Annotated in this window: 24 protein-coding genes; 21 read left to right on the forward strand and 3 right to left on the reverse strand. The window is 71.4% G+C overall.

What is annotated here, in order from left to right; all coding sequences use genetic code 11:
* Nucleotides 1-11: 11 nt before the first annotated feature.
* Both IEY63_RS04800 and IEY63_RS04805 read left to right on the forward strand, forming a co-directional pair.
* Nucleotides 12-533: a DUF4388 domain-containing protein gene (locus IEY63_RS04800; protein WP_189067777.1), complete on the forward strand. Its 522-nt coding sequence runs from the start codon at nucleotides 12-14 to the stop codon at nucleotides 531-533.
* 83 nt (nucleotides 534-616) lie between these two features.
* Nucleotides 617-1324 (forward strand): hypothetical protein, encoded by a 708-nt coding sequence (locus tag IEY63_RS04805; RefSeq protein ID WP_229784481.1) that lies wholly within the window; start codon nucleotides 617-619, stop codon nucleotides 1322-1324.
* On the opposite strand, the gene IEY63_RS04810 is transcribed toward IEY63_RS04805, so the two are convergent.
* Nucleotides 1321-1863, reverse strand: coding sequence for a hypothetical protein (locus tag IEY63_RS04810; RefSeq protein WP_189067778.1), 543 nt, complete (start codon nucleotides 1861-1863; stop codon nucleotides 1321-1323). The genes IEY63_RS04805 and IEY63_RS04810 overlap by 4 nt on opposite strands.
* A 383-nt stretch (nucleotides 1864-2246) precedes the next feature.
* On the opposite strand from IEY63_RS04810, the gene IEY63_RS04815 reads away from it, so the two are divergent.
* The 10 genes from IEY63_RS04815 (at nucleotide 2247) to IEY63_RS04860 (ending at nucleotide 15932) form a co-directional block, all read left to right on the forward strand.
* Complete coding sequence (locus IEY63_RS04815) at nucleotides 2247-2735, forward strand: NUDIX hydrolase (RefSeq protein WP_189067779.1); 489 nt, start codon at nucleotides 2247-2249, stop codon at nucleotides 2733-2735.
* Entirely contained in the window at nucleotides 2732-5539 is a 2808-nt protein-coding gene (locus tag IEY63_RS04820; RefSeq protein WP_189067780.1) for a valine--tRNA ligase, read from the forward strand. Before IEY63_RS04815 ends, IEY63_RS04820 begins: the two co-directional genes overlap by 4 nt.
* A gap of 254 nt (nucleotides 5540-5793) precedes the next feature.
* The gene (locus tag IEY63_RS04825; RefSeq protein ID WP_189067781.1) at nucleotides 5794-9510 is read left to right on the forward strand and encodes an AHH domain-containing protein; all 3717 of its coding nucleotides are present in this window, start codon (nucleotides 5794-5796) and stop codon (nucleotides 9508-9510) included.
* Entirely contained in the window at nucleotides 9507-10118 is a 612-nt protein-coding gene (locus IEY63_RS04830; protein WP_189067782.1) for a hypothetical protein, read from the forward strand. Before IEY63_RS04825 ends, IEY63_RS04830 begins: the two co-directional genes overlap by 4 nt.
* Nucleotides 10119-10499: 381 nt before the next feature.
* Complete coding sequence (locus IEY63_RS04835) at nucleotides 10500-10886, forward strand: response regulator (protein WP_189068070.1); 387 nt, start codon at nucleotides 10500-10502, stop codon at nucleotides 10884-10886.
* A gap of 25 nt (nucleotides 10887-10911) precedes the next feature.
* The gene (locus tag IEY63_RS04840; RefSeq protein ID WP_189067783.1) at nucleotides 10912-13266 is read left to right on the forward strand and encodes a transglycosylase domain-containing protein; all 2355 of its coding nucleotides are present in this window, start codon (nucleotides 10912-10914) and stop codon (nucleotides 13264-13266) included.
* Nucleotides 13267-13445: 179 nt separating this feature from the next.
* Nucleotides 13446-13829, forward strand: coding sequence for a penicillin-binding protein (locus IEY63_RS04845; protein ID WP_189067784.1), 384 nt, complete (start codon nucleotides 13446-13448; stop codon nucleotides 13827-13829).
* Nucleotides 13830-13882: 53 nt separating this feature from the next.
* On the forward strand, nucleotides 13883-14560 hold the full coding sequence (locus IEY63_RS04850; RefSeq protein ID WP_189067785.1) for a cytochrome c biogenesis CcdA family protein: 678 nt from the start codon (nucleotides 13883-13885) through the stop codon (nucleotides 14558-14560).
* Nucleotides 14545-15213, forward strand: coding sequence for an ABC transporter ATP-binding protein (locus IEY63_RS04855; protein WP_229784482.1), 669 nt, complete (start codon nucleotides 14545-14547; stop codon nucleotides 15211-15213). Before IEY63_RS04850 ends, IEY63_RS04855 begins: the two co-directional genes overlap by 16 nt.
* Nucleotides 15210-15932, forward strand: coding sequence for a heme exporter protein CcmB (locus IEY63_RS04860; RefSeq protein WP_229784483.1), 723 nt, complete (start codon nucleotides 15210-15212; stop codon nucleotides 15930-15932). Before IEY63_RS04855 ends, IEY63_RS04860 begins: the two co-directional genes overlap by 4 nt.
* A gap of 53 nt (nucleotides 15933-15985) precedes the next feature.
* Here the strand turns inward: IEY63_RS04860 and IEY63_RS04865 are convergent, their stop codons facing one another.
* Nucleotides 15986-16687, reverse strand: a complete 702-nt coding sequence (locus IEY63_RS04865) for an N-acyl homoserine lactonase family protein (RefSeq protein WP_189067786.1) — start codon at nucleotides 16685-16687, stop codon at nucleotides 15986-15988.
* A 71-nt stretch (nucleotides 16688-16758) separates the two neighbouring features.
* Complete coding sequence (locus tag IEY63_RS04870; protein ID WP_189067787.1) at nucleotides 16759-17460, reverse strand: hypothetical protein; 702 nt, start codon at nucleotides 17458-17460, stop codon at nucleotides 16759-16761.
* 143 nt (nucleotides 17461-17603) lie between these two features.
* On the opposite strand from IEY63_RS04870, the gene ccsA reads away from it, so the two are divergent.
* From ccsA to IEY63_RS04910, 9 genes are read left to right on the forward strand one after another with little or no spacing between them, the layout of a single operon-like run.
* Nucleotides 17604-18314 carry a cytochrome c biogenesis protein CcsA gene (gene ccsA, locus IEY63_RS04875; RefSeq protein WP_189067788.1) on the forward strand — a complete coding sequence of 237 codons (711 nt, stop codon included), beginning with the start codon at nucleotides 17604-17606 and terminating at the stop codon, nucleotides 18312-18314.
* Nucleotides 18307-18438 (forward strand): hypothetical protein, encoded by a 132-nt coding sequence (locus IEY63_RS22430; protein ID WP_268239640.1) that lies wholly within the window; start codon nucleotides 18307-18309, stop codon nucleotides 18436-18438. The genes ccsA and IEY63_RS22430 overlap by 8 nt, the downstream gene beginning before the upstream one ends.
* Complete coding sequence (ccmE, locus tag IEY63_RS04880; RefSeq protein ID WP_189067789.1) at nucleotides 18435-18905, forward strand: cytochrome c maturation protein CcmE; 471 nt, start codon at nucleotides 18435-18437, stop codon at nucleotides 18903-18905. Before IEY63_RS22430 ends, ccmE begins: the two co-directional genes overlap by 4 nt.
* Nucleotides 18906-18948: 43 nt before the next feature.
* Nucleotides 18949-20925 carry a heme lyase CcmF/NrfE family subunit gene (locus IEY63_RS04885; RefSeq protein ID WP_189067790.1) on the forward strand — a complete coding sequence of 659 codons (1977 nt, stop codon included), beginning with the start codon at nucleotides 18949-18951 and terminating at the stop codon, nucleotides 20923-20925.
* Between the two features lie 39 nt (nucleotides 20926-20964).
* Entirely contained in the window at nucleotides 20965-21558 is a 594-nt protein-coding gene (locus IEY63_RS04890) for a TlpA family protein disulfide reductase (RefSeq protein ID WP_189067791.1), read from the forward strand.
* Nucleotides 21555-22049 (forward strand): cytochrome c-type biogenesis protein, encoded by a 495-nt coding sequence (locus IEY63_RS04895; protein WP_189067792.1) that lies wholly within the window; start codon nucleotides 21555-21557, stop codon nucleotides 22047-22049. The genes IEY63_RS04890 and IEY63_RS04895 overlap by 4 nt, the downstream gene beginning before the upstream one ends.
* Nucleotides 22046-23089: a c-type cytochrome gene (locus IEY63_RS04900; protein ID WP_189067793.1), complete on the forward strand. Its 1044-nt coding sequence runs from the start codon at nucleotides 22046-22048 to the stop codon at nucleotides 23087-23089. Before IEY63_RS04895 ends, IEY63_RS04900 begins: the two co-directional genes overlap by 4 nt.
* A complete protein-coding gene (locus IEY63_RS04905; protein WP_229784484.1) occupies nucleotides 23086-23682 on the forward strand; it encodes a Rieske (2Fe-2S) protein in 597 nt (198 codons plus the stop codon). The genes IEY63_RS04900 and IEY63_RS04905 overlap by 4 nt, the downstream gene beginning before the upstream one ends.
* A 23-nt stretch (nucleotides 23683-23705) precedes the next feature.
* The gene (locus tag IEY63_RS04910; protein ID WP_189067794.1) at nucleotides 23706-24200 is read left to right on the forward strand and encodes a GNAT family N-acetyltransferase; all 495 of its coding nucleotides are present in this window, start codon (nucleotides 23706-23708) and stop codon (nucleotides 24198-24200) included.
* Nucleotides 24201-24341 lie beyond the last annotated feature (141 nt).

Here is a 24341-nt window from a genome sequence, read left to right on the forward strand (position 1 = left end):
GAGGGGCACCTATGGTACGTGGAGATCTGGCGGTTTTTCCCTTCCTGTCCGTCATGCAGATGTTCCTCACGAGCGGCCGCGCCGGTCGGCTCAGCGTGGATCACATCCGCGGCGGGCAGCTGTGGCTGGAACGCGGCGAGATCACGCACGCTGAGGCGGGCCGCCTGCGCGGCGAGCACGCCCTGCAGTTCATGGCCAGCCTGGACGCCGGGGTGTTCACCTTCGAGGTGGACCAGCCGCCCCCCAACCGCACCATGAGCCTGCGCCGCGACCCGGCCCTGCGCCGCCTGCTGGAAGACAATGCCGCGTGGGAACCGCTGCTGCGCACCTTCCCCGACTGGAACAAACGCCTGCGCTTCACCGCGAAGTGGTCCGGGGCGCAGCCCGTCACGCGAACCCAGTACCGCATCCTGAACCTGATCTCCGACAGCGGGAACATCCGCACGCTGCTGGAACGGACGGCCGCGCCGCCCCGGCTGGTGCTCGATACCCTCAAGCCCTTCCTGCTGGCCGAACTGATCGAGATCAACTGAACCCACCCGCCCCGCCGTCCGGGGCGGGGTTCCACATCCATCCGGCGGGTCACATCAGGCATGATGGGCCCACCGGAGGTCTCATGAGCGCCATCACCCGCCCCGCCCACACACACGACGTTCACCCCCGGGAAGACGGCAGCGCCGCGCGGGCCGTTCAGCCCCACCCCACCTGGCAGTTTCAGGACAGCTTCGACCTGTGGATCGAGTGGATGGAACGCGACTCTGGCGGGCACTGGCACGCCGCGCAGCCCGTCCTGCACCGCACCTTCCGCACGCGCGAGGACACCCTGCGCTGCGCCGAGCGCGTGATCCAGCGCGGAGAGTTCCCCATGGAGCGCGCGATGCCCGTCACGCTGGTCCGCAACCGCCGCGAGGCGCTGCTGACCGCGTTCCGCGAGGCCGAGGGCGACGGCGTCACCCTGATCCGCGACCTGACCTTCCCGGTCGGCGAGTACGGCCTGAGCGTCCGCGTGACCCGCGAGCGGCAGGCGCAGCCCGTGCGCGCCGCGTTCGCCAGCGCCGCCAATCCCCTGCGCAGCCTGATCGGGCAGCCCGTGAAACTGACCGTGCTGATCGAGCACCCCTACGACGTCCTGAGCCGCGCGCAGGGCCCGCTGGACATCAGCGACCGCGCCGCCCGCATCGGCGAGGACACGCAGCTGTTCAGTGCGTCCGCGCAGGTCAGCGGTCTCCCCTACCAGAGTGCCACCGTGACCGTCCCGCGCGGCCTGCTGAAAAAACCCCTGCTGTACCGCTTCGAGCGTCTCCCCGAGGGCGGCGAGGGTTAGAACCGCGCCTCGCCCAGCGCGCTCAGGGGCACCTCGCCGCGGTAGAGGACGTGCGGGACGTCCATCCAGAGGATCAGGGGCGCGCCGCCGGGCAGGGCGCGCAGGCGGTCCAGGGTCGCCGGGGGCGCGACCGAGTGCTCCCGCAGCGTGGGCGGCGTGAACGGCAGCTCGTCCGCCGGGTCCGGCGCGGGCTTCACACCGCCCGGCCAGGGTCGCCCCAGCCGGACGCACGCCCGCGCGGGATCAAGGTGCGCGGCGTCCAGCGTCCAGAACCGCACGGGGGGAATCGCCCGGCCGCTCTGCCGCGCGGCGTCCAGCAGCGGCCCCGGACTCACCGGCGAGAAGAACAGCACGTCCGTCCAGAGGCAGTCCAGCCGCCCGAGCCGCTCCCGTATCAGCGCCTCGCGGCCTACGTACTTGGCGGCCTCACGGGCGTACACGTCCGGGTGCAGCTCACGCAGGGTGCTCAGGGGGAGTAGGTGATCGCCGCGCACGTCCCGCACGGCGCGGTGATAGAGGGTCAGTCCGGTCAGAGGCATGACCGACACGATGCCCGGCCCGCCCCCACCCCGCCTATGGGCCAGGATGCGGATTGAAATGCCCGCCCCCCGGCGCGTACACTCCCGAGTGCAGTGACCGGGAGGAGTACCCGGGTCAGGCCCCCACAGGAAACCCGCCCCGCGACTGAGAGGGCAGGTGGGACGGCCCCCGGCGAACGTCACCCGCGAGCACGATGGCAGAAACCCCTCACGCGGGGGCGTAGAGCCTCCGGGTGCGCCCGATACAGCGCGCAGCAAGTGCCCCCCATCCAGGCGGGGAAACGCGGTGGTACCACGGGACACCCTCGTCTCGTCCGCATCCGGAAGTTCATCCGGCGGACGGGACGTTGTTCGTTCCCCTCCCCGGTCAGGAGGTGGGAAGGATGGTCACGTTCTACGACACGCCACAGGAGGCCCGGCGGGACGCAGCGGCGCGCGGCCTGCGGGAGAAAGTCGTGTGCCTCGTCACGCGGGCAGGCTCCAGCGGCCCCGAGCTGCTGGTGTTCGATCACGTCCCGGACGGCGGGGCGGGCGTGCAGGTCGTCGCGGGCGGGGTCGAGCCGGGGGAAACCCCGGAGCGGGCGGCCACGCGCGAACTGCACGAGGAGTCCGGCCTGAGCCTGACCCGTCCCACCGTCCTGACCTCATACCGGTGGGAGGCGCAACTGCCGGAGCGGTTCACGCGGCAGGTCTGCCACGCGTACGCCCTGACCGCGCCCGCTGGCACGCCGGACACCTGGGATCACCTCGCCGAGGGCCGGTACACCTTCCGGTTCCGCTGGGCGCCGCTGCACGCGCCCGGCCTGGACTGGGAGATGGACGCCGCCCTCCCCCACCTCAACCAACTGCTGCACAAGGAGCTTCAAGCATGACCGACCCGCATACGCCCGACCAGATCCCCACGCCCGACCAGACGCCCGAGAACGACGCGTCCGTCCTCGCCAAGCAGTTCGACCCGAAGGCCGTCGAGCCCGGCTGGGCCGCAAAGTGGCGCAACGAGCCGTTCCGCGCGGACGCGACGAGCGGCAAGGAGCCGTTCACGATCGTGATCCCGCCGCCGAACGTGACGGGGAACCTGCACCTGGGGCACGCGCTGGACAACACCCTGATCGACACGCTGATCCGCTACAAGCGCATGGCGGGCTTCGAGGCGCTGTACCTGCCGGGCATGGATCACGCGGGCATTTCAACGCAGGTGGTCGTGGAGCGGCAGCTGCGCGAGCAGGGCGTCAGCCGTCACGACCTGGGCCGCGAGAAGTTCCTGGATCAGGTGTGGGAGTGGAAGGCCGAGTCGGGCGGGATGATCCTGGAGCAGCTGTCGCGCCTGGGGGTCAGTGCCGACTGGACGCGCGAGCGCTTCACGATGGACGAGGGCCTCTCGCGCGCGGTGCGCCACCAGTTCGTGAAGCTGTACCACGAGGGCTTCGCGTACCGGGGCGAGCGGATCGTGAACTGGGATCCGGCCAGTCAGACGACCCTGTCGGAACTGGAGATCGACCGCGAGGTGCGCAAGGGCAAGATGTACACCCTGTCGTACAAGCTGCGGGACCCGCAGGCGGCGGCCAGCAACGGTGAGGCGGGCGAGATCCGCATTGCGACCGTGCGGCCCGAAACGATCTTCGCGGATCAGGCGATCGCCGTTCACCCCGAGGATCCCCGCTTCGCGCATCTGGTCGGGCAGGAGGCCCGCATTCCCCTGACGGACCGCTTTGTCCCGATCATCGCGGACGAGGCGGTCGAGATGGAGTTCGGGGTGGGCGCGCTGAAGATCACGCCCGCGCACGACCCGACCGACTTCGAGGTGGGCGAGCGGCATGGTCTGGCGCGGCCCAGCGTGATCGACCTGCACGGCAACCTGACCCGTGACGAGCTGGTGCCCGCCGAGTTCCAGGGCCTGGAACGCTTCGCGGCCCGCAAGGCGGTCGTGAAGGCCCTGACCGAGGGCGGGGATCTGCTGGAGGAGAAGGATCACGACACGGCCATCGGCCTGTCGGAGCGGACGAAGGTGCCGGTCGAGCCGATCATCAGCGAGCAGTGGTACGTGAAGATGAAACCCTTCGCGGAGCAGGTCCTCGCGGGTCTGGAGCGGGGCGAGATGCAGCTCGTGCCCGAGCGGTACGCGAAGGTGAACCGCGACTGGCTGGAGAACATCCGCGACTGGAACATCAGCCGCCAGCTGTGGTGGGGCCACCAGATTCCCGCGTGGTACGACGAGCAGGGCAACCTGTACGTGCCGGATCCCGAGAACCCCGACCTGGACTGCGATCAGGACCCCCGCTACGCGCACCTGAACCTGCGCCGCGATCCGGACGTGTTCGACACGTGGTTCAGCTCCAACCTGTGGCCGTTTAGCACGCTGGGCTGGCCCGATACGGACAGCGAGGACTTCCGGAAGTTCTACCCCACCCAGGTCCTCGTGACCGGGTACGACATCCTGTTCTTCTGGGTGGCGCGCATGCAGATGGCCGGGTACGGCCTGACCGGTCAGGCCCCGTTCAGCACGGTGATGCTGCACGGCCTGTACCTCGACGCGAAGGGCCAGAAGATGTCCAAGAGCAAGGGCAACGGCATCGATCCGCTGGAACTGTTCGACCAGTACGGCGTGGACGCCAGCCGCTTCGCGTTCAGCTTCCTGTCCACCGGCGGGCAGGACATCAAGCACGACCCCCGGCGCTTCGAGCAGGGCCGCAACTTCGCGAACAAGCTGTGGAACGCCGCGCGCTTCGCGATGCTGCGCCTCGGGGAGGCCCTCCCGAATCTCCAGACGAGCGGCAGCGAGGCCGACGAGGCCCTGATCCAGTACGTGCAGGGCGCGCTGGACGACAGCGTGGGCGAGACCCTGCGCAGCCGCGACGCCCTGAGCGCCGTGCGCGCCCGCGCCGACCTGACGCTGGCGGACCGCTGGATCCTGTCGCGCCTGAACGCCGTGACCGCCGAGGCCACCGCGCAGCTCGACGCGTTCGACATCGGCGCGGCGATCCGCACGCTGTACACCTTCACCTGGGACGAGTTCTGCGACTGGTACATCGAGGCCGCCAAACCCGCCCTGAGCGAAGGCAAACTGTCCACGCTGGTGACGCTGAAGGCCACGCTGGAACACATCCTGAAACTGCTGCACCCCTTCATGCCGTTCGTGACGAGCGAACTGTACGGCGCGCTCGGGCACCGCCGCCAGCTGGCCGTGCACTCCTGGCCGGCCGCCGACGAGGCGCTGCACGACGCGGACGCCACCCGCGCCTTCGACGCCCTGCGCGCCGCCGTCGCCGCCGCCCGCAGCCTCAAGAGCGAACTGGGCCTCAGCCCGCAGGACCGCCTGAACGTCGCCGTGGAGGGCGACCTCGCCCCCACCGTGCACGAGAACGCCCGCGTGGTCGAGAGCATCGCCCGCGTGAACCTCACGAATGATCTGGAGGGCCGCACCCTGAGCCTCGTCGAGCAGGGCGTGACCGTCCGCGCGCCGCTGGAAGGCACCGTGGACATTGCCGACTGGATCGGCAAGCAGAAGAAACGCCTCGCGGAGTTCGACAAGCAGATCAAGCAGGCGCAGGGCAAGCTGAGCAACGAGGGCTTCGTCGCCCGCGCCCCCGCCGAGGTCATCGAGGAAGAAAAACGCCGCGTGGCCGACTTCGGCGCGCAGCGCGAACGCCTCACGCAGGTCCTCGCGCAGTTCGAGTAAATCGGGACACAGGAGGCGGGGCGCGGTGGGAGACCACGGCGCCCCGCCTTCCCCTTCATTGCGGCGTGCATCGCGCTCGGCCCTGTACTCCGCTCTGGGCATGAGGCGAGGGCAGTGGCTGGCGGGGATGGGGGTCGGACTGACGGCCTCTCCCTGCCCCTGACCCACCGCCCCCCTGCGGCCGGGTAGACCAGAGCCAGCCGGGACCCGGCAAAAGTGAGACGGCGGGTCAGCTGGGCGGGTACAGTGGCGGCATGTTCAAGGAACGCAAGCAGGCCCCCCCGGGGGCGGCGCAGGCGAGTCCGGCGAAGGCCGAGTCGAAGCTGCCGCCCGCGCGGCCGCCCCAGGTGGCGGTGCAGGCCCGCCGGACGGTGCACCGCCGCGCGCGCCCCGCGCTGGGCGGGCACGTGCAGGCGTTCGCGGCGGCGCAGCGGCAGGCGACGCGACTGCTCAAGCCTCCGGCAGTGAAGGTGGCGGCCCTCTCGCAGGGGCAGGCGGCGGCGCCGAACCCGCCCGGGCAGGTCCGGGCGCGTGAGGTGCGGCTCCCGCCGCCCGCCCGGCTGAACGTGCTGCCTGTCCCGAAAGCGACGACTGTGGCGCGCGTGCCGCAGGGCACGCAGTTCGCGGCGCTACCGGTCAGCCGGGAGCGGGTGCGGGCGGCGGGCGTGCCGTACACGCACGTGAAGAGGAAACTGGCGGCGCAGCGGCGGGCGTCGAGTGCGCTGGCTCGGGCGTTCGTGGGGCGCAGCGCGCGGCAGGTGGGGATCGTGCGGGCGCAGGGGCAGACGGCGCAGCGGGCGGTGCAGGCGGCGGCGGCGCGGGCCGGCGCGCAGGTGGACGCCGCAGCGGCCGCGCAGGGGCGCGTCCTGCGGGCCGGGGTGGCCGCGCAGAAGGCGCGGGTCCTGAGCCGCGCCGCGTCCGTGCGCGCGGGCCTGAGTGCCCGGCGGGCAGCGGCCCTGGCCGCCCTGCCCCAGGCCACACAGGCCGCCCGGGCGAAGGTGCAGGAGAGCTACGCGCAGGCGCTTCAGGGGGCGCGGACGGACGCGAACACCCAGAAGCAGGCGGTGCGGGCCGAGTACACCCGCATGACGCCCGCGTACCTGGCCGCCGGGGAGGAGGTCGGGGCGGAGGCCCGCTCGCGCGCCGAGGCGCAGGCCGCCGCGTACGAGTCGCACGTGACCGGGCAGGATGACAGCCTGCTCGACGGGCCGCTGACCGACAACCGCTGGAAGGCCCGAGCGGGCGCGGCGCGGGATGTGGGCGCGGCGTACGCGCCGGGTTTCCGTGAGCAGGCGCAGGAGGAGGCGGGGCACCTCACCGGTCCGGGCGGCGGGCTAGAGAAGGACCTGAAGAACATCGACCTGGCGCTGCGGGACACCGAGCGGCTGCTGCGCGAGCACCTGACGGCCAGCACGCGCCGCCTCTCGGCGCGCGAGACGCAGGCGCGGGCGCAGGCCACGCAGGCGTACGCGGGCCTGAGCGCCGCGCTCCAGACCCGGCTGGCAGCGACCTTACGCGGCCTGGACGGTGTGCAGGGCGCGCAGCTGGCCGCCATCGCCGCGCAGGCGGGCGCGCAGCGGGGGGCGCTGGATACCCAGGCGCAGCGGGCGTCGGCGTCCATCGGGCGGAGTCTCACGGGTCTCGCCAGCGGGCTGGAGCGGCAGCTGCACGCGTTCGACGCGCAGGTGCGCCGCGCGCCCGCCCCGGACCCAAAGGCGTTGGCGGCCACCCTGAACCGTGCCCAGGCGGGGATCGCGGGCGGCGTGCGGCGCGCGCAGCTGGCCGCGCGGCAGGGCACGACGCAGGTCACGGCGTCCCTCAGCCGGGGCGCGGCTCAGGCCGGGCAGGCGCTGGGGGGCGTGGCCCGCGCCGGGGTCACGCAGGCCGGGGGGCAGGCGGCGGGGTTCGATCAGAGCATGCAGGGCCTGCTCACGCAGGCGCTCGCGACCTTCAGGGCGCTGACGCAGGCGCACGCGCGGGGTGCGCAGCAGGACTCGCAGCTCACCGGCAGGACCCTGAGCAGCCTGGAACAGGGCCTGTCGACGCTGTACGCCAGGGCCCTGGCTGGCCTGCCGGAGGAGCTGCGCGCCACCCTGCCGCCGCTGCGTGAGGGGTTGCGTGGGAACTTCCCGCAGGAGGACGCCGCCATCCGCGAGAACGCCGAGAAGGCGGCCGCGCAGGTGCAGCCCCGCTGGAAGGGCTGGGTGAAGATCGCCCTGATGATCGCCGTGATCATCGTCGTGGCGGTCGTGGCGGGCCCAGCCGTGATCGGCGCGGTTGGGGCCATGGCGGGCGCACTGGGCGCCGGCGCCGCGGCCGGGGCGGTCGGCGCCGTGGTGGGCGGCGCGCTGGTCGGCGCGGCCAGCGGGGCCGTCATCCAGATGGCGAACAACGCCGTGGACAACATCGGGATGGACGCCAGATTCCAGAAGAGTCTCTTCGAGGGGGTAGGGAAGGCCGCCCTGATCGGCGCGGTGGGCGGCGCCCTGGGCGGCGCGGGCGGCCTGATCGCCGGGAAGCTGGGCGCGGCGGGCCTGCTCGGCAGCGGCCTGACCCAGAAGGCCGGGACGTTCGCGGTCGGGACCACCTTCGACCTGGGCGGCAACGTCGTGGGGGACGTCATGAACGGCGCGTCCCTGGGGGACGCCCTGAAGAACCTCAGCAACCCCGAGACGCTGATGATGCTGGCCATCGGCACCGGCGTCGGCGCGGCCGCCACCCGCCTCCCGGGCCGCGCCGGGCAGCTCCAGAGCCGCGCGCACGCGGCCGGCGAGCGGGTGGGCAGCGCGGCAGGTGACCGCGTGAACCACCTGACCGGCAACCCTCACGGCACGGTCCCCACCCGCGTCAATCCTCAGCTCCCCGCGGAGACGCCCGGGCGCATCTCCGGGCACACCCAGGGCCGCACGACCGTGGAACTCAGCCCGCACGCCGCGCCGCGGGACGCCGCCCTGCACGATCAGTACGCGCGGCAGGCCCGGCAGGAGAACAGTCCGCTCAACCGCGTGGCGGACAGGGTCCGGTCGCTGCTCGGCAGCGGCGCGCCCGTCCGGCCCGGCACGCGCCGCTGGGAGCTGGGCGTGGAGGCCGCCAAGCATCAGGACATGGCGAACTGGCGGTTCCAGGAGGCCGGGCGCCTCCCGAAGACGTCCCCGCAGCGCCAGCGGCTGTTGCAGGAAGCGCACGACCTCCAGCGGCTGGCGCAGGAGTACGAGCAGGCCGCCGCGCGGGCCGACGGGCAGACCCTCATCGATGAGAGCGTCATCGAGGGCCGCAGGAAGCTGTACGCCAACCACCCGGAAATCGAGGGGCTGCTGGGCAAACCTTTCGACGCCGCGGCGCTCCCGGACCGGTACGTGACGTTCGAGGTCGAGGGAGGCCGCAAGGTGGTGGGCCGCCTCAACGCGGACGGCACCTTCGACATGAAAGCCGCCATTCTCCTCGTCCGCCCGGACGGCACCGTGCAGGTCAACCCCAGCAACCGCATCACGTACGACTACATCCAGAAGTACCAGCTGGACCCTGGCGCGCGCACCGACATCGACTTCGGGCTGGACGGGCACACGATCCACCACCTGATCCCTGACAAGGTGAGCACCTCCAACCCGCTGTGCGTGAAGGCCATGGAACTCATCGGGTACAGCCCCGACCGCATGACCAACTACCACGAGATGCCCATGCAGAACCTCTACCGCCTCCTGGACGGGCAGGAGGTCGGGCACTGGTCCCACCACAGCCAGTACGATGCGGAAGTCGTCATTCCGGCCCTTCAGGACGCGCAGAACACCCTCGTGGCGGACTTCGGGCCCATGCACACCTGGACTGAGCAGCACCCCCGCATCGCGGAGATCCGCGCGGCGCTGCGGCACGAACTGACCGGTATTGAAGCGGCACTCAAGCAGCGGATCATGGACGGGAACGTCCCCATGACGACCGAGAACACCGCAGGCAACAAAGGACGCATCCGATGACCGACGTCAAGATCATCACCCCCAACTCCAGCGCACACTGGACCGATCCGGACCTGCGCGGGGACGTCGCCAACACGTCCGAGTTCACCGTTGACCTTCAGGCCTACGATCAGGGCCACGCTCTGGGCCTCGACGCCTTCCACTTCGAGATCTGCAATGACCGCCTCGAGGAGCTGGACTGGCTTCAGCACGCCTCCACGCCCAGTCTGCTCATCGTGTCTGAACCGTTCGCGCAGGCGGTCAGCGACCTCTCCCCCGACCCGCCCACACGGTACCCCGTCCACTTCGAGCGGCGCGGCGTTCCAGTGCAGACGCGCCCGTACGTGGTCCTGCAACTGGGGCCCCCCAGGGACTTCTTCGACCGCGACCACTCTGCGTTCACCACCCGCACGGATTACCGCGGCCGGGAGATTATCACGGCAGTGCAGACGTACCGCCTGACGCTGCCGGACCCGGCGCCACCCGTGTTCCGGCTGAGCGTGTCACCGCACCATCCGACGTTTGCCACGTCCGCCTTCCTAGAGGAGGCCCGGCGGCGCCACCTGACCAACATCGCCTGGATGGACGCGGCGGGCTTCTCACCGTCCAATCAACTCCGCCCCCTCTGATCCCGCAGGACCCCCGGAGGTCCCGGCTGATCCTGCCCAGCGGTCACAGCCGGGGAGGGACCACCGCCGTTCAGCGCACTCGACCTGGGGCGCGCTGATCCGGCACAGACCCTACTGCGCTTTCAGGTGCCGACGCGGTGCAGAGTTCACCTGCGCCACTGATCAGGTGGCGCTGCGTGGCGCGGCACCCGAGCCTCTCTGTGCCGTCAGGATCCAGGAATCTTGGCCTCTGATGTATGACAGGCTGCAGCCTTCAACTGCGCCCTGCCAGCGCGGTCGCTGCTGAGCTCTTCTTCACGCCCCGGTGTGAGCGGCCCTGCTCTGCGCTGAGGTGGAATAGGGCAGTGGGGCACGGCGCGCGGCCCGCCAGCCTGCTCTATGATGGGCGGCATGGCGTATACCATTCTCGTCGCGGACGACGAACCGGCCATCCGGACCATGCTGGAGGTCATTCTGTCGGCGGACGGGCACGACATTGTGGCAGTGCCGGACGGCAAGCTGGCGCTGGACTACCTGAAGGATCACACGCCCGACGCGATGCTGCTGGACGTGAAGATGCCGTTCATGGACGGCTTTGAGATCTGCTCGCGGGTCAAGCGCATCAAGCGGCTGCGGGACTCGCCAGTGCTGCTGCTCACGGGCTTCGATGATGATCAGACGCGCGATCACGCGAAACTGGTGGGCGCGGACGACATCGTCTACAAGCCGCTGTCGGGGAAGAACCTGCGCGGGCGCGTCAGTCAGCTGATCGAGGCGCGACGCCGTTGAGGGGCGCGCACCGCCGGGGGCAGGCATGATCGTGCTTCGCTTCCTGAAATTCCTGACGTCCTTCGTGCTAGCGGCGCTGCTGGCGGCGGCGGGCGTCGTGACCACGTACGCGATGAAATGGGCGCATGAACTGCCCGATTACCGCGAACTGGACAACCTCACGCGGTCACTGGGGTCCGAGACGCGCATCTACGCGCGGGACGGCGCGCCGCTGGGCAGCCTGATCCCGAAGGTGGGCGATCAGGCGATCAGCCGCACGATCGTGACCCTGAACGAGATCAACCCGTTCATGGTGGGCGCCCTGATCAGCAACGAGGACCGCCGGTTCTTCGAGCATTACGGCCTTGACCCGTACGGTCTGGGCCGGCAGTTCCAGCGCCTGGCGCGCGGGGACAGCGTGCAGGGCGGCAGCACCCTGACGAACCAGCTGGTGAAGAACACGCTGCTGCTGGACGAGTACCAGCAGGCCCGCACCCCGGACCGCAAGTTCAAGGAGTGGATCCTGAGCGTGCAGGTGGAGCGGTCCTTCACGAAAGCGGAGATCCTGCAGACCTACCTGAACACGATCTACTGGGGGGACGGCGGCCCAGTGGAGCTGTACGGCATCTACTCGGCGGCGCAGGCGTACTTCCGCACGACGCCGAAGGACCTGACGCTGGCGCAGGCGGCGTACCTGACGGTGCTGGTCCCGAATGCCGGGCGGTACTTCCGGTACGAGGAGGTCCGGCCGCTGATGCGGGTGCTGCTGACCCGCATGGTCGAGGACGGCTGGATCACGCAGGCGCAGATGGACGCCGCGTGGCGTGAGAAGCTTCAGCCGCGCGGCTGGCAGGTCACGTATGACGGCGCGGGCACCGTGAAGTCCGCGAAGCTGGTGGACCGCACCGCGAAGGAACTGAAGGCGGTCGTCACGACCCGCGCGCCGCACTTCACGCAGCAGGTGGAGCAGGAACTCGTGCGGCGTTTCGGGCGGGACGTGGTGTACGGCTCGGGTGGCCTGCGCGTGTACACGACGCTGGACCCGAAAGTTCAGAATGCCGTGGAGACCGCCAGCCGCGAGGCGACGGGCCTGCCGGTGGGCGCGACGCTGGGCGCGACCATCATCAACCCGTACACGGGTGAGGTGCTGGGCATGATCGGACAGAAGCTGAGGGGCAACGAGCCGCCCGCCGCGTGGAACAACGCCGCGCAGGGGCAGCGGCAGATCGGCTCGACGATCAAGCCGCTGCTGTACACCACGGCCCTCTCGACGGGTCTGGATCAGTCGCACCGGGAGGACGACAAGCCGGTGTCGTTCCCTTGCACGGGCTGCAAGAATGGCGTGTACGAGCCGAAAAACTTCGAGGGGGCCACCACGTACCGGAACATGACGATCCGCGAGGCGCTGGACCGCTCGCTGAACCTCGTGACCGTCCGCCTGGCGGACCGGATCGGGCTGCAGACGTTCTTCGGCAAGATCCGTGAGCTGGGCATCCAGACGAATGACGGGACCGGGCTGGCGGCGGCGCTGGGCGCGGTGGAAACCACGCCTGTGAAGATGGCGGCCGCGTACGCGCCTTTCGTGAACGGCGGCCTGTACCGGACGCCCCGGTACATCACGCGCGTGACGGACGCGCGCGGCTCGGTGCTGTACGACGTCAACAGCCAGCCTCTGCAGGGCAAGCGCGTGTGGACGCCGCAGATCGCGTGGCTGGGCCTGGACATGATCCGCGGGGTGGTGAACGACCTGACCGAGCGGCAGGGCGGACTGGCCAGCCGCGCGAAGTTCGGGGAGTGGCCGGTGGCCGGGAAGACGGGTACCAGTAACGGGCCGAAGGACTTCTGGTTTGTGGGCACCACGCCGCTGTACACCGGCGCCGTGTGGGTCGGCAAGCAGCAGGGGGGCGACATGCCCATCAACTACTACTCCGGGTACGTGAACGCCCCCATCTGGCGGCGCATGATGGAACTCGCGCATCAGGGCCTCGCGCTGCGGCAGTTCAGTGAACCCCCGGGCGTTCAGTACGTTGAGGCGCCCGATCAGCAGTTCCTGCCGAACGTGAAGCTGGCGGTGCTGGACCCGAACTTCAAGGACGCGGCGAACACCGAGATCCAGAGTGACGCGCCGCCTCCCACCCAGTACCGCGAGACGACGTACCAGCCCGGGACAGACCCGGATACGCTGCTCGTGAGCCTGGACCGAACCACGAACCGCCTGGCGACGGAGTTCACGCCACCGGAGAACATCGTGCAGCGGCGCGTGCAACTGGAGGACCTGCCCGGGTACGCGCCAGACGAGAGCCCCGCGCCTCTCAAGGATGAGCAGGCGGATCCGGCGGCGGTGAAGGCCGCCAAGGGCGTGACGGGCACCACGCAGTCCGTGCCTCTGGCTGCACCCTGAACCTGAACTGAGACGCGCCGGGCCAACACGTGTTGGCCCGGTTTCGTTGTGCCGCTGTGCGGCGCCGCCTGACCACCGTGCCGCGGGGTGGGGTCGGCTCGCCCTGCGCACGCCTGTTCAGGGCGGGCTCACCGCACCGTCATGCAGGCAGCGGGCGTGCGCGGCATGATGTCGGGCATATGAGGCTGCGCCGCGCTCCCCTGCTGACCCTGCTGCTCACCCTGGGCCTGTCGACCGCCGAGGCGCGCGTGCGTCTGGGTGAGGCGCTGCCTCAGCATCCGTGGCGGGACGCGCCGCAGGAGGTGGTGGTGGTGTACAGCCACGACTGCGGGGACCTGGGGGACTTGTGGCAGGCCGTGCTGGCCGCGGGCCTGCCGGTGCGGGCCGTGAATGCCGAGGGGGTGCTGGCCCGCGCGCCGGTGGGCGTGCAGGCCTGGACGGGTGAGGCGGCGACCACGTTCGCGCGGCAGCTGCGGGTCGGGGCGTACCCGACGGTGCTGCTGGTGCAGGAGGGCCGGATCATGAACGTCTGGGAGGGCACGTTCAGCGGCCGCCTGGAGTGACGCGGCTGGGGGCGGGACAGGCGGCCTGAGTCCGGGCCGCTAGACTACTGGGCATGACGAGTGCTTCCCCGACCCTGACCGTGGCGTTCCTGGCGGGGCTGGTGTCGTTCCTGAGTCCCTGCGTGCTGCCGCTGGTGCCCAGTTACCTGGGCGTGCTGGGTGGCGAGCGGCAGCCGTGGTCGCGGGCGCTGGGGTTCGTGCTGGGGTTCGGGCTGGTGTTCATCGCGCTGGGCGCCACGGCCAGCAGCCTGGGGGCGCTGATCGCGCCGCACAAGGCGCTGCTGGGGCAGGTGTCGGCCGTGCTGATCATGTTCTTCGGGCTGGTGATGCTGGGGCTGGTGCGCCTGCCGTTCCTGATGCGGGATACGCGCGCACTGGCGAATGCCGGGGGGTACGGGCCGGTGGCGCTGGGCGCGGCGTTCGCGTTCGGCTGGAGCCCCTGCCTGGGGCCCACGCTGGGCAGCGTGCTGAGCCTGGCGGCCAGCAGCGCCAGCCTGGGCAGCGGCGTGACGCTGCTGGCGATGTACACGCTGGGCCTGAGCGTGCCGTTCCTGCTGGCGGCGGCGCTGTGGCACCGCGTGAACCTGCGCCGCCTGAACCGCTACGCCGGAGTTTTCGAGAAGGTCGGGGGCGCGCTGCTGGTGATCGTGGGGCTGATGATGCTGACGGGGCAGTTCACGCGGCTGGCGACGTTCTTCTTCGGGATCATGCCGCAGTGGCTGAAGCTGTGACCGATCCGCACGCGGCGTTCGCGGTGCAGCTGCGGGACGTGTGGCTGCGGCTGGGCCGCGAGGTGATTCTGCGCGGCGTGACACTGGACCTCCCGGCGGGGCAGGGCGTGACGCTGCTGGGCGAGAACGGGGCCGGGAAGACGACGCTGCTGCGCCTGCTGAGCGCCGGGCTGCGGCCCACGCGCGGTGAGGGGCGCGTCCTGGGATTTGACCTGCGAGACAGCCGGGCTGTGCGGGACGCCATTCACCTGATGCCGGTGGACGGCGGGCTGTACCCGGACCTGACCGGCGAGGAGAACCTGCGTTTCGCCCTGCGAATGCACCGTCAGGAGGGGGACGTGCCGGGGGTGCTGCGCCGCGTGGGCCTGGAGGCCGCGGCAGGGCGCCGCGCCCGCTTCCTGTCGGCGGGGATGCGTAAGCGGCTGGCCCTGGCGCGCGCGCACCTGCTGGCCCGGCCGGTCACGCTGGTAGATGAACCGTTCGCGAACCTCGATGATGCGGGGCGGGCGCTGGTGCAGGAGCTGCTGTCGGACCTGCGGGGGCGGGGGTGCTCGCTGCTGATCGCGGCGCATGAGCCGGCGCTGGCGCAGGCGGTCTCGCCCCGCACGTTGCGCCTCGCGGGCGGCCTGCTGCGCGAGGAGACGCCCGCGTGAAGGACGCGCTGAGGCTGGCCCTGACGGTCGCCGCGAAGGACCTGCGCGTGGCGGGCCGCACGCGCGACACGCTGCTGGCCACGGCGTTCTTCGCAGGGATCGTGCTGCTGGTGCTGGGGTTCGCCCTCAGTGGCGGCGCGGTGTCCCGGGACGCGAAATTCACCGCGCCGCTGGCCGCTGGGGCCATCTGGACGGCGCTGGCTCTGGCGGCGGCTGTGGGGGCGCAGCGGGCCTTCGCGCAGGAGCAGGAGGCGGGCGCGCTGGAGCAGCTCCTCGCGTATCCGGGGCCGCACGGGGCGCTGTACCTGGGGAAGCTGCTGGGCGTGCTGCCTCCCCTGCTGCTGGTCGCGGCGCTGACCGTTCCTACGGGGCTGGCCCTGTTCGGCGCGGCCGAGGCGGTCTCCCCGTCGGGTGAGGCCCTGTCCCTGCCGTGGGCGGCGCTGGCCCTGACGACCGCGCTGGGCGTGCTGGGCTTCGCGGCGGGCACGACCTTCTACGGCAGTATCACCGTGAACCTCCGCGCGCGGGAGGCGCTGCTGCCCGCGCTGGCCTTCCCGATCCTGGTGCCCGCGGTGATCGCCACCGTGCAGGCCACCCGCCTGCTGCTGGAGGCGGGCTGGAGCGCCGAGGTCGCCACATGGCTGACGTTCCTGACGGCCTTCGATCTAGGAACGGTGATTCTGGCCACGCTGCTGTTCCCTGCCGCCGTTGAGGGCTGAACCCGCTGACGGCGCCCGGGCCCTCCCCGCACCCGTCCCTGACGTCACGGTGGTCAGTGATACGCGTCTGGCAGCTGTTTCAGGGTGGCCCACTGCGACTGATCGTGCCCGAAGATGACCAGCGTGGCCTGCTCCCGCTCAGCGAGATCGAGCAGTTTGAGGGTGCTTGCCCGGCTCCGTTCCCCGTCGGGCGCGCTGCCCTCTGGCGGATCGGTCGAGAAGCCGCCGCCGAAGGGCACGGCGTCCACGGTCAGCAACACCGGTCCGGTCTGCGGGAGGCGCACGAGGACCGACTGGTGGCCGGGCACGTGGCCGCTCGTCTCGATCAGGTCCACGCCGGGCACCAGGGTGGTGTCGCCGTCCACGAGGTGCAGCCGGTCGGCCGGCTGGTCCCACTGGGCACGCAGAGGCGCGAACCGCGGGTTGGTCGCGGCGTCCTGGTGATGGGCGCGCTGCACCACGAACCGGGCGCGGGGGAACGTGGCGTGCCGCCCGGCGTGGTCGATGTCGTAGTGCGTGGAGATCACGGTGTCGATGTCGTCCGGGGTCAGCCCGATCCGCGCGAGGTGCTGCGTGACGTCCTCACCGTTCTGGAAGTCGGACGCCTCCTCCGGAAGGTGCTCGGGTAGCCCCGTGTCGATGAGGATGTTGCGGCCGTCCGTGGTCTGCACGAGGTAGCACACGATGGGAATCCGGTATTCCGGCATGCTGCCGACCTGCATGAGGAACAGGGTCTTCACGGTGGTCTGGTTCATGTGATCCTCCGGAGCTCAGTCGGGCGGCCCGGCCTACTCAGGCTGGCCGCCGGGGTGGTCGGGGCCGCGGTTCAGGGGGTGGTGAGGAGCGCGGCCTGCCCGTCGTGGTCGCCGGTGGTCTCCTGCGGGGTGTCGAGCCGGTTGCCGAGGTTCACGTTCGCGGCGCGGGTGTACACGCCGGTGGCGGCGAGGCGCGCGGCGAGGTCCTCGCGGGTGACGGTGAAGCTGTTGTAGGTGTGCCCGGGTCGGGGCAGCCAGCGCATGTCCTCGCGGCTGACGGCGGCGCTGAACAGGAAGCCGCCCTGAATGGGGGCCGGGCCGAACACGCGGCCGTGGTGGTTGCTGACGTACCAGGGGCCGTCACTGAACGCGAGGCCCTTCCCGGTGGGCGGCAGCTGCGGGTACAGGCGCTCGCCGAGCAGGCCGCTGTAGCCGTCGCTGTGCATGGTCTTCGGGCCGTACCCGGCGGCGGTCATGGCGGCGGTCAGGCGGGCGGTGGCGGCCTCAGGGGTGGCGGAGGTGCGGTCCAGGATCAGCAGGTTGATGGGTTCGCGCAGCGTGCGCCCACCGATCCGTTCGCCCAGCCACGTGGCGGGCTCCAGGGTTTTGGTGATCATCCAGCGGCCCACCGGGCCTAGGTCCGGCACGGCGGTCACGTCGGTGGGACCGGCGCGGTACGTGGCCGGGTCGGGCAGGGGCCTGGTCTGGGTGGGGGCGCAGGCGGGCAGCAGGGCGCTCAGCGCGAGGAGCGCGGCGGGCAGGATTCGCGTCATGTGTGGGCTGAGCATACCGCCTGCGGGGACACTCGCACTTGCTGGCCGCGGCGGCCAGGCGCGATCTTGCGGGCCTGAACGGACCACGGCGCGGCGGGCCTCACGGTTGCCCGCATGGCCTTGAGGGCACAATAGGGAGCGATATGAAAAGAGACGTCACGACGACCGTGCTGGGCGCGGCGACCCTCCTGAGTCTGGTGGTCGCGCTGGGGCTGGGGCTGAGCGCACCCCTGGACGTGAACCAGGGGTCGCTGGTGCGCCTGATGTTCGTGCATGTGCCCGCCGCGTGGCTGAGTTACCTGGCGTACATCGGCACGGGCGTGTTCGGACTGCTGTACCTGATCCAGCGCCGCCGCCACTGGGACCGGCTGGCGATGGCCAGCGGGGAGATCGGGCTGCTGTTCACGGTGGCGACCATCGTGGGCGGGATGCTCTGGGCGAAACCCACCTGGGGCACGTACTGGGTGTGGGACGCCCGGCTGACGACCACCGCGCTGAGCCTGGTGGTGTACGGCGGGTACCTGCTGATCCGCTCACTCATTGACGATCCGGAGCGCCGCGCGCGCGTGTCGGCGGTCGTGGGCATCGTGGGGACGCTGTACGTACCCGTGAACTACATGGCCGTGGAGTGGTGGCGGGGCGTGCACCAGACACAGACACTGAAGCTGCTGGGCAAGGTGCAGTTCGGTGCGGCGCCCGTGTACGGCTGGGTGCTGCTGATCGCCACGCTGGCGTTCACGCTGCTGTACTTCTATCTGCTGCGCGTGCGGGCCATCCTGGCCGCGCGTGAAGAAGCCCGCGAGGAGCGGGACCTGACGGGCGCGGCTGCGCCTGCGGAGGTGGCCCGTGGATAAGTTCTTCTGGTACGTGTTGGGCACGTACGTGGCGACGTTCGGGGTGCTGGTCGGGTACCTCGCGTGGATGTGGCAACGCGCCCGCGGCGTGCAGGGTGAGGACGTCCGGGAGGCCCCGCGTTGAGTGCGCCCACCCCCGATCTCACGCCGCTGCCGCAGGCGCGGCGGCGCAGGCGCAGTCCGCTGCCGGTGGTGCTGGGCGTGGCGGCCCTAGTGGGCCTGACGGCGACCATCGCGTTCGGGAACCTGAACCGGTCCCTGGAGTACTTCGTGACGCCCAGCGAGTACGCGCAGCAGGAAGCGCAGCTTCAGGGCCGCCCGGTGCGGATCGGCGGGCTGGTGAAGGCCGCGAAGTACGACCCGCAGACGCTGGACCTGCGCTTCACGGTCACCGACGGCAGCGCGAGCTTCCCGGTGCAGTACCACGGGGCGGTCACGGACCTCTTCAAGGAGAACCAGGGGGTCGTGGTGCGCGGCGAGTTCCAGGGCGAGACGTTCCACGCGACGGCCCTCGTGGTGAAGCACAGCGAGGAATACAACGTCCCGAAGACGCAGGCCGAGCTGAAGGACATGATCAAGTCGGCCAACTGAGGCCGAGGCTGGACGGCGCGCAAGCCGCGCCGCGGGAGTGAATGTGCTGAACCTGATCTCGTTTTCGTCCAGTGCGGCCGGCGCGCTGGGGCAGCTGAGCCTGCTGGGCGCGCTGCTGTTCAGTATGGCGGGGCTGCTGCTGGCCCTGCTGGGCGGCGCCCGGCGTGACCCGCGCGTCACGGAGGCCGCGCGCCGGGCCACCTGGGCGGTGTTCGCACTGGTCAGCCTGGGGACGCTGGTGCTGCTCGCGGCGCTGCTGCGGGACGATTTCACGGTGCGGTTCGTCGCGGAGCACTCCATGCGCGCCTCGCCGACCTGGGTGAAGGTCACGGGCCTGTGGGGCGCGCTGGAGGGCAGCATCCTGCTGTGGGCGTGGCTGCTGGCCGGGTACGCCTTCATCCTGAGTGTCACGCTGCGTCGCGACGCGCTGCGGCCCTGGGCGCTGGCGGCGATGTTCGCGAGTCTGGTGTTCTTCGTGGGCGTGTGCGCCACGGTCGCCTCGCCGTTCACGCCGGTGGCGGCGCTGGTCGCGGATGGGCGCGGGCCGAACCCGGCCCTGCAGAACCACTGGATGATGGCCGTGCATCCGGTGCTGCTGTACCTGGGCTTCGTGGGCCTGAGCGTGCCGTTCGCGTACGCGGTGGCGGCGCTGGTGACGGGGCGGCTGTCGGATCACTGGGTGGTCGTCACGCGCCGCTGGACGCTGGTCGCCTGGGCGTTCCTGACGGCGGCGATCGTGGCGGGCGGCTGGTGGAGTTACGAGACGCTGGGCTGGGGCGGCTACTGGGCGTGGGACCCCGTGGAGAACGCCAGCTTCATTCCGTGGCTGCTGACGACGGCGTTCCTGCATTCCATTCAGATTCAGGAGCGCCGCGGCTTGATGCGCTCGTGGAATGTGTGGCTGATCGTGCTGGCGTACGCGAGCACCGTGCTGGGCACCTTCCTGAACCGCAGCGGCATCGTGCAGAGCGTGCACGCCTTCGCGGGCGGCCCGGTGGGCCCGGTGTTCCTGGGATTCCTGGCGTTCCTGCTGCTGGCCGGGACGCTGCTGGCCGCGTGGCGCGCGCCGCACCTGCGCGACGACAACGACCCGCCCGCCGCGCTGAGCCGCGAGGGCGCGTTCCTGGCCGGGAACTGGCTGTTCGTGGTGTTCGCGGTGATGGTGCTGGTGGGCACGCTGTTCCCCACCATCGTGGAGGCCGTGCAGGGCCGCCGGGACGCCAGCGTGGGCCCGGCCTTCTACAACGCGTTCGCCATTCCGCTGGGCCTGGGCCTGCTGCTGCTGATGGGCGTGGGACCGCTGCTGCCGTGGCGCCGGGCAGACGGGCAGGGCCTGTGGCGGGCGCTGCGGCCCCTGCTGATCGCGGGCGCAGGCGCGGCGCTGCTGGCGCTGGCGCTGGGCGTGCGCCACCCCGGCGTGCTGGCCACCGTGGCCCTGAGTGCGTACAACCTGCTGGGCCTGGGCCTGCTGACCGCCCGCGCGGCGCGGCAGGCGGGTGGGCTGGGCCGCACCCTGCGCTCGCAGCCGCGCCGCTACGGGGCGTACCTGTCGCACGCGGGCCTGATCGTGCTGGCGCTGGGCCTGGCGTTCAGCGGCACGTACCGCCGCGACGCGCAGGTGACCCTGAACGTGAACAGGCCCGCGCACCTGCTGAACGAGGACCTGACCCTGACCGGCCTGGATACCGTGACCCGCCCGGACGGGAAGTCCGTGGTGGCGCGCGTGCTGATCGACGGGCGGCCCTTCGGCGCGCGGCTGAACACCTACGTACAGGGGGGAGACACATCCTTCCCCGCCCCGGCGGTGCGCTACGGCCTGACCGGCGACACGTACCTCGTGCTGACGAACGTGGACACCCAGAAGGGCCTGTGGGCCAGCGTGCGCCTGATCGAGTCGCCGCTGGTGTCGTGGATCTGGTGGGGCACGCTGTTGGTCTGCGTGGGCGCCGCCTTCACGCTGATCACCCCGCGCCGCGCCCCGCAGGCCGCCCCGGCCCGGCTGGCGCCCGCCACCGACTGATTCCCTCCCCTTCCCTGCCTGACCTCACGGAGCACTGTGATGACCGAATCCACCACCCCCTCAGCCCCGAATCCCCCCGCACCCAAGAGCCCCGCGCCGCTGTGGCGCCGCCTGCTGCCCCCGGCCATCGCGTTCGCGCTGGTGGCCGTGCTGGCGGTCGCGCTGCGCACCCCGGCCAGCAACAACGAGACCGGCGGCCCCCTAATCGGCAAGCCCGCCCCGGCCTTCACCCTGAAGACCCTGGACGGCCCCGAACTGTCCCTGGCGAGCCTGAAGGGCCGCCCCGTCGTCGTGAACTTCTGGGCGTCGTGGTGCGGACCCTGCCGGGAGGAGGCGCCGATGTTCCGTGAGCTGAGCGACCGGCAGGGCGGCGCGGACGGATTGGCGGTCGTGGGCATTCTGTTCCAGGAGACGAACGAGGACAACGCGCGCAAGTTCATCCAGGAGTACGCACTGGCGTACCCGAACCTGCAAGACCCAGGGATCAACACCGGCGTGAACTACGGCGTGTCCGGCGTGCCCGAGACGGTGTTCATCGACAAGGACGGCGTGGTGCAGCACATGGACCGCGGCGGGCTGACCCGCGAGCGCCTGAACGTGGGCCTTCAGAAGATCGGTGTGCCCGGGATATGAGGCGGGAGCTGCTGCTGGCGGCCGCGCTGCTGGGGGGTGCGCTGGCTGCCGCGCCGACCCCCGCGACGGGCGCCCCGGTCCTGACCCCGGCGCAGGAGGCGCGGGCGCTGGCCATCGAGAAGAACCTGCGCTGCCCGCTGTGCGACACCGGCGAGTCCATCGCGGATTCGCGCAGCGCCATTTCCGGCAAGATGCGCGAGTCGGTGCGGGAGCAGGTCGCGGCGGGCCGGGGCGACACGGACATCTACGTGTACTTCTCGCAGCGCTACGGGAATTTTGTGCTGCTGGACCCGCCCAAGTCGGGCCGGAACTTGCTGCTGTGGGGCGCGCCCCTGGCGGCGCTGGCGGTGGGCGGCGGGATGCTGTGGGCGTTCCTGCGCCGCAGCCGCCCGGCCAAGGCCCTGCCGGACGAGCCCCTGAACGATGCGGGCGGGTTTGATCCGTACCTCGCGCAGGTGCAGCGTGACACCCGCAAGGGCGGTGAGGCGTGACCCTTCTGAGCGTGCTGCTGCTGACGCTGGTGGCGCTGGCCTGCGTGTGGCTGGTCACGGAACCGCTGCGCGCCCGCACGCCGGACGACCCGGACGCCGCGCAGCGGGCGCAGCTGAGCGCCGAGCGAGACCGGCTGTATGCGGACCTGGCTGCCCTGACGGACGAGGCGCGCCGCCCGGACCTGGAGCGGCGCGCGGCGCTGACCCTGCGCGGCCTGGACGCCCTGCCGCCCGCCCCGCAGGCCCGACGGGGCACACGGACGCTGGCGCTGGGGCTGCTGGGCGGCGCGGCCCTGCTGACCGCGGTGGGCGCGGTGACGTTCGTGCCCCGCTGGCAGCTGGCCAGCCTGAACGCCAGCGAGGCCGCGAACGTGCAGGCCGTCCTGCGCCTCCCGGCGCTGAAGGCGCAGGCGCAGCGCAGCGGCACGAAAGAAGCCTACCTGGCGTGGGGGAAAGCGGCGTTCGATTCGAACACCTTCGATCAGGCGGTCACGGCGTACGGGAACGCGCTGAAACTCGATCCGCGCCAGCCGGAGGCGCTGCGCCGCCTGGGCATTCTGCTGCTCACGCGCGGCGAGCAGACCGGGCAGGCCATCAGCGCCGAGGAGGCGCAGCAGGCGGCGCTGCTGATCCGCACCGGGGCGCAGCTGGCCCCGAACGACCCGGAATCGCAGCTGCTGCTGGGCTTCGCGCTGGCCCGCTTCGGCGAGGACCGCGACGCCCTGAGCGCCCTGGAACGCTACCGAACGCTCGACCCGAAGGGCCGCGACGCGGACGACCTGATCACCGCGCTGCGCGCCCGCCTGAACACCAGCGATCCGGGTCTGCGCGTGTACGCCGCGAGCTGCGCGTCCTGCCACGGGCCCAGTGGCGGCGGCGGCATCGGCCCTAGCCTGCGCGAGTCCACCCTCACGCGCGCGGCCCTCTCGGCGGTCATCACGCAGGGCAAGGGCGCCATGCCCGCCTACCCGAACCTGAAGCCGGAGGAACTCGCGGCCCTGCTGAACGTCCTGGAAGGCTGGCAGCGGGAGACGCAGTGACCGACCCGGCCCCGCCGCCCGTCAGGGCCCGCCGGGTGACTCGGCGCGCCCTGCTGGAACGTTGGTGGCTGCTGCCCGTTGCGGGTACCCTCGGCACGTTCGGGTACATGGGCTGGTACGCGTCCCGGGTGACGCTGGGCAAACGTGCGCCCGGCACGCCCGCCTTCCAGGACGCCCCGGCGCAGCGCGTCGCAGCCCTGGAGGACCTGCAGGCCACCTGGGCAGAGGTGACTTTCACGTACGCCGGGCGGCCCTGCACGCTGCTGCGCCTCCCCTCCCCCACGCCCGGGTCGCTGGGCGCGGAGGGCGGGTACCTGGCGGGGTTCTCGCGGGTGTGCACGCACCTGGGGTGCAGCGTGAACCTCGTGCGGGACGCCGAGGTGCTGGCCTTCGCGTTCAATTACCGCGCGCCGGGCGGGCAGGATCACCCGCAGCTGGGCTGCCGCTGCCACTACTCGGTGTTCGATCCCCTGCGCGCCGGGGAGGCCGTGTTCGGTAAGGCGCTCGCGCCGCTGCCCCGCGTGCGCCTGGAAGTGCGCGGCCCTGAGGTCTGGGCGACGGGGATCGAACCGGCTCCCACGCCCAGCGGGTGATGGAAGCAGGTACGCTGCGCGGCATGACCAGCCCGCTTCACTTCACGCAGGGGGACCTGCCTGCCGCCGCCGGGGTCGTGGGGGCCACCGCCCGTCATCAGGAGGCGCTAGGCCGCACCCTCTGGCCGCCCGCTAGCGTCACGCCGGAGCGGCTGGCACGGCACTACCCGGCGCCCACCTGGCACGTCGCGTGGCGCGCGGACGAGGCGGTCGGGGCGTTCAGCCTGCTCAGTTCGGACCCTCCCTTCTGGCCGGATGACCCGCCCGGCGAGGCGCTGTACCTGCACAAGCTGGCCGTTCATCCGGCCGCGCAGGGGCAGGGCCTGGCCCACGCCCTGCTCTCGCATGCCGTGGAGGTCACGCGCTCCGCGGGGCGGCCGTGGCTGAAGCTAGACACCGCCGCCACCCGCTCGGCGCTGCAACGCTTGTACGAGACCTTCGGTTTTGAGCGGATGGGCGAACGGGACGTGTTCGACTTCCGCGTGGTGCTGTACCGGCTGCCCATCCCGCCCACGTGAAGGTGAGGGGGCGCAACAGGGTGGCGGGTCCGGACCGTGGACTCCCCCCCGGAAGTGGTCCGAACTCCGCCTACGCACAGGGTCTCACCTGGGTCGTGATCGGCGCGTGATCGGGGTGCAGGCCGCGCGAGCGGGTCAGAC

The sequence above is a fragment of the Deinococcus radiotolerans genome, assembly GCF_014647435.1.
In the GTDB taxonomy this organism is placed as follows: Bacteria; Deinococcota; Deinococci; order Deinococcales; family Deinococcaceae; genus Deinococcus; species Deinococcus radiotolerans.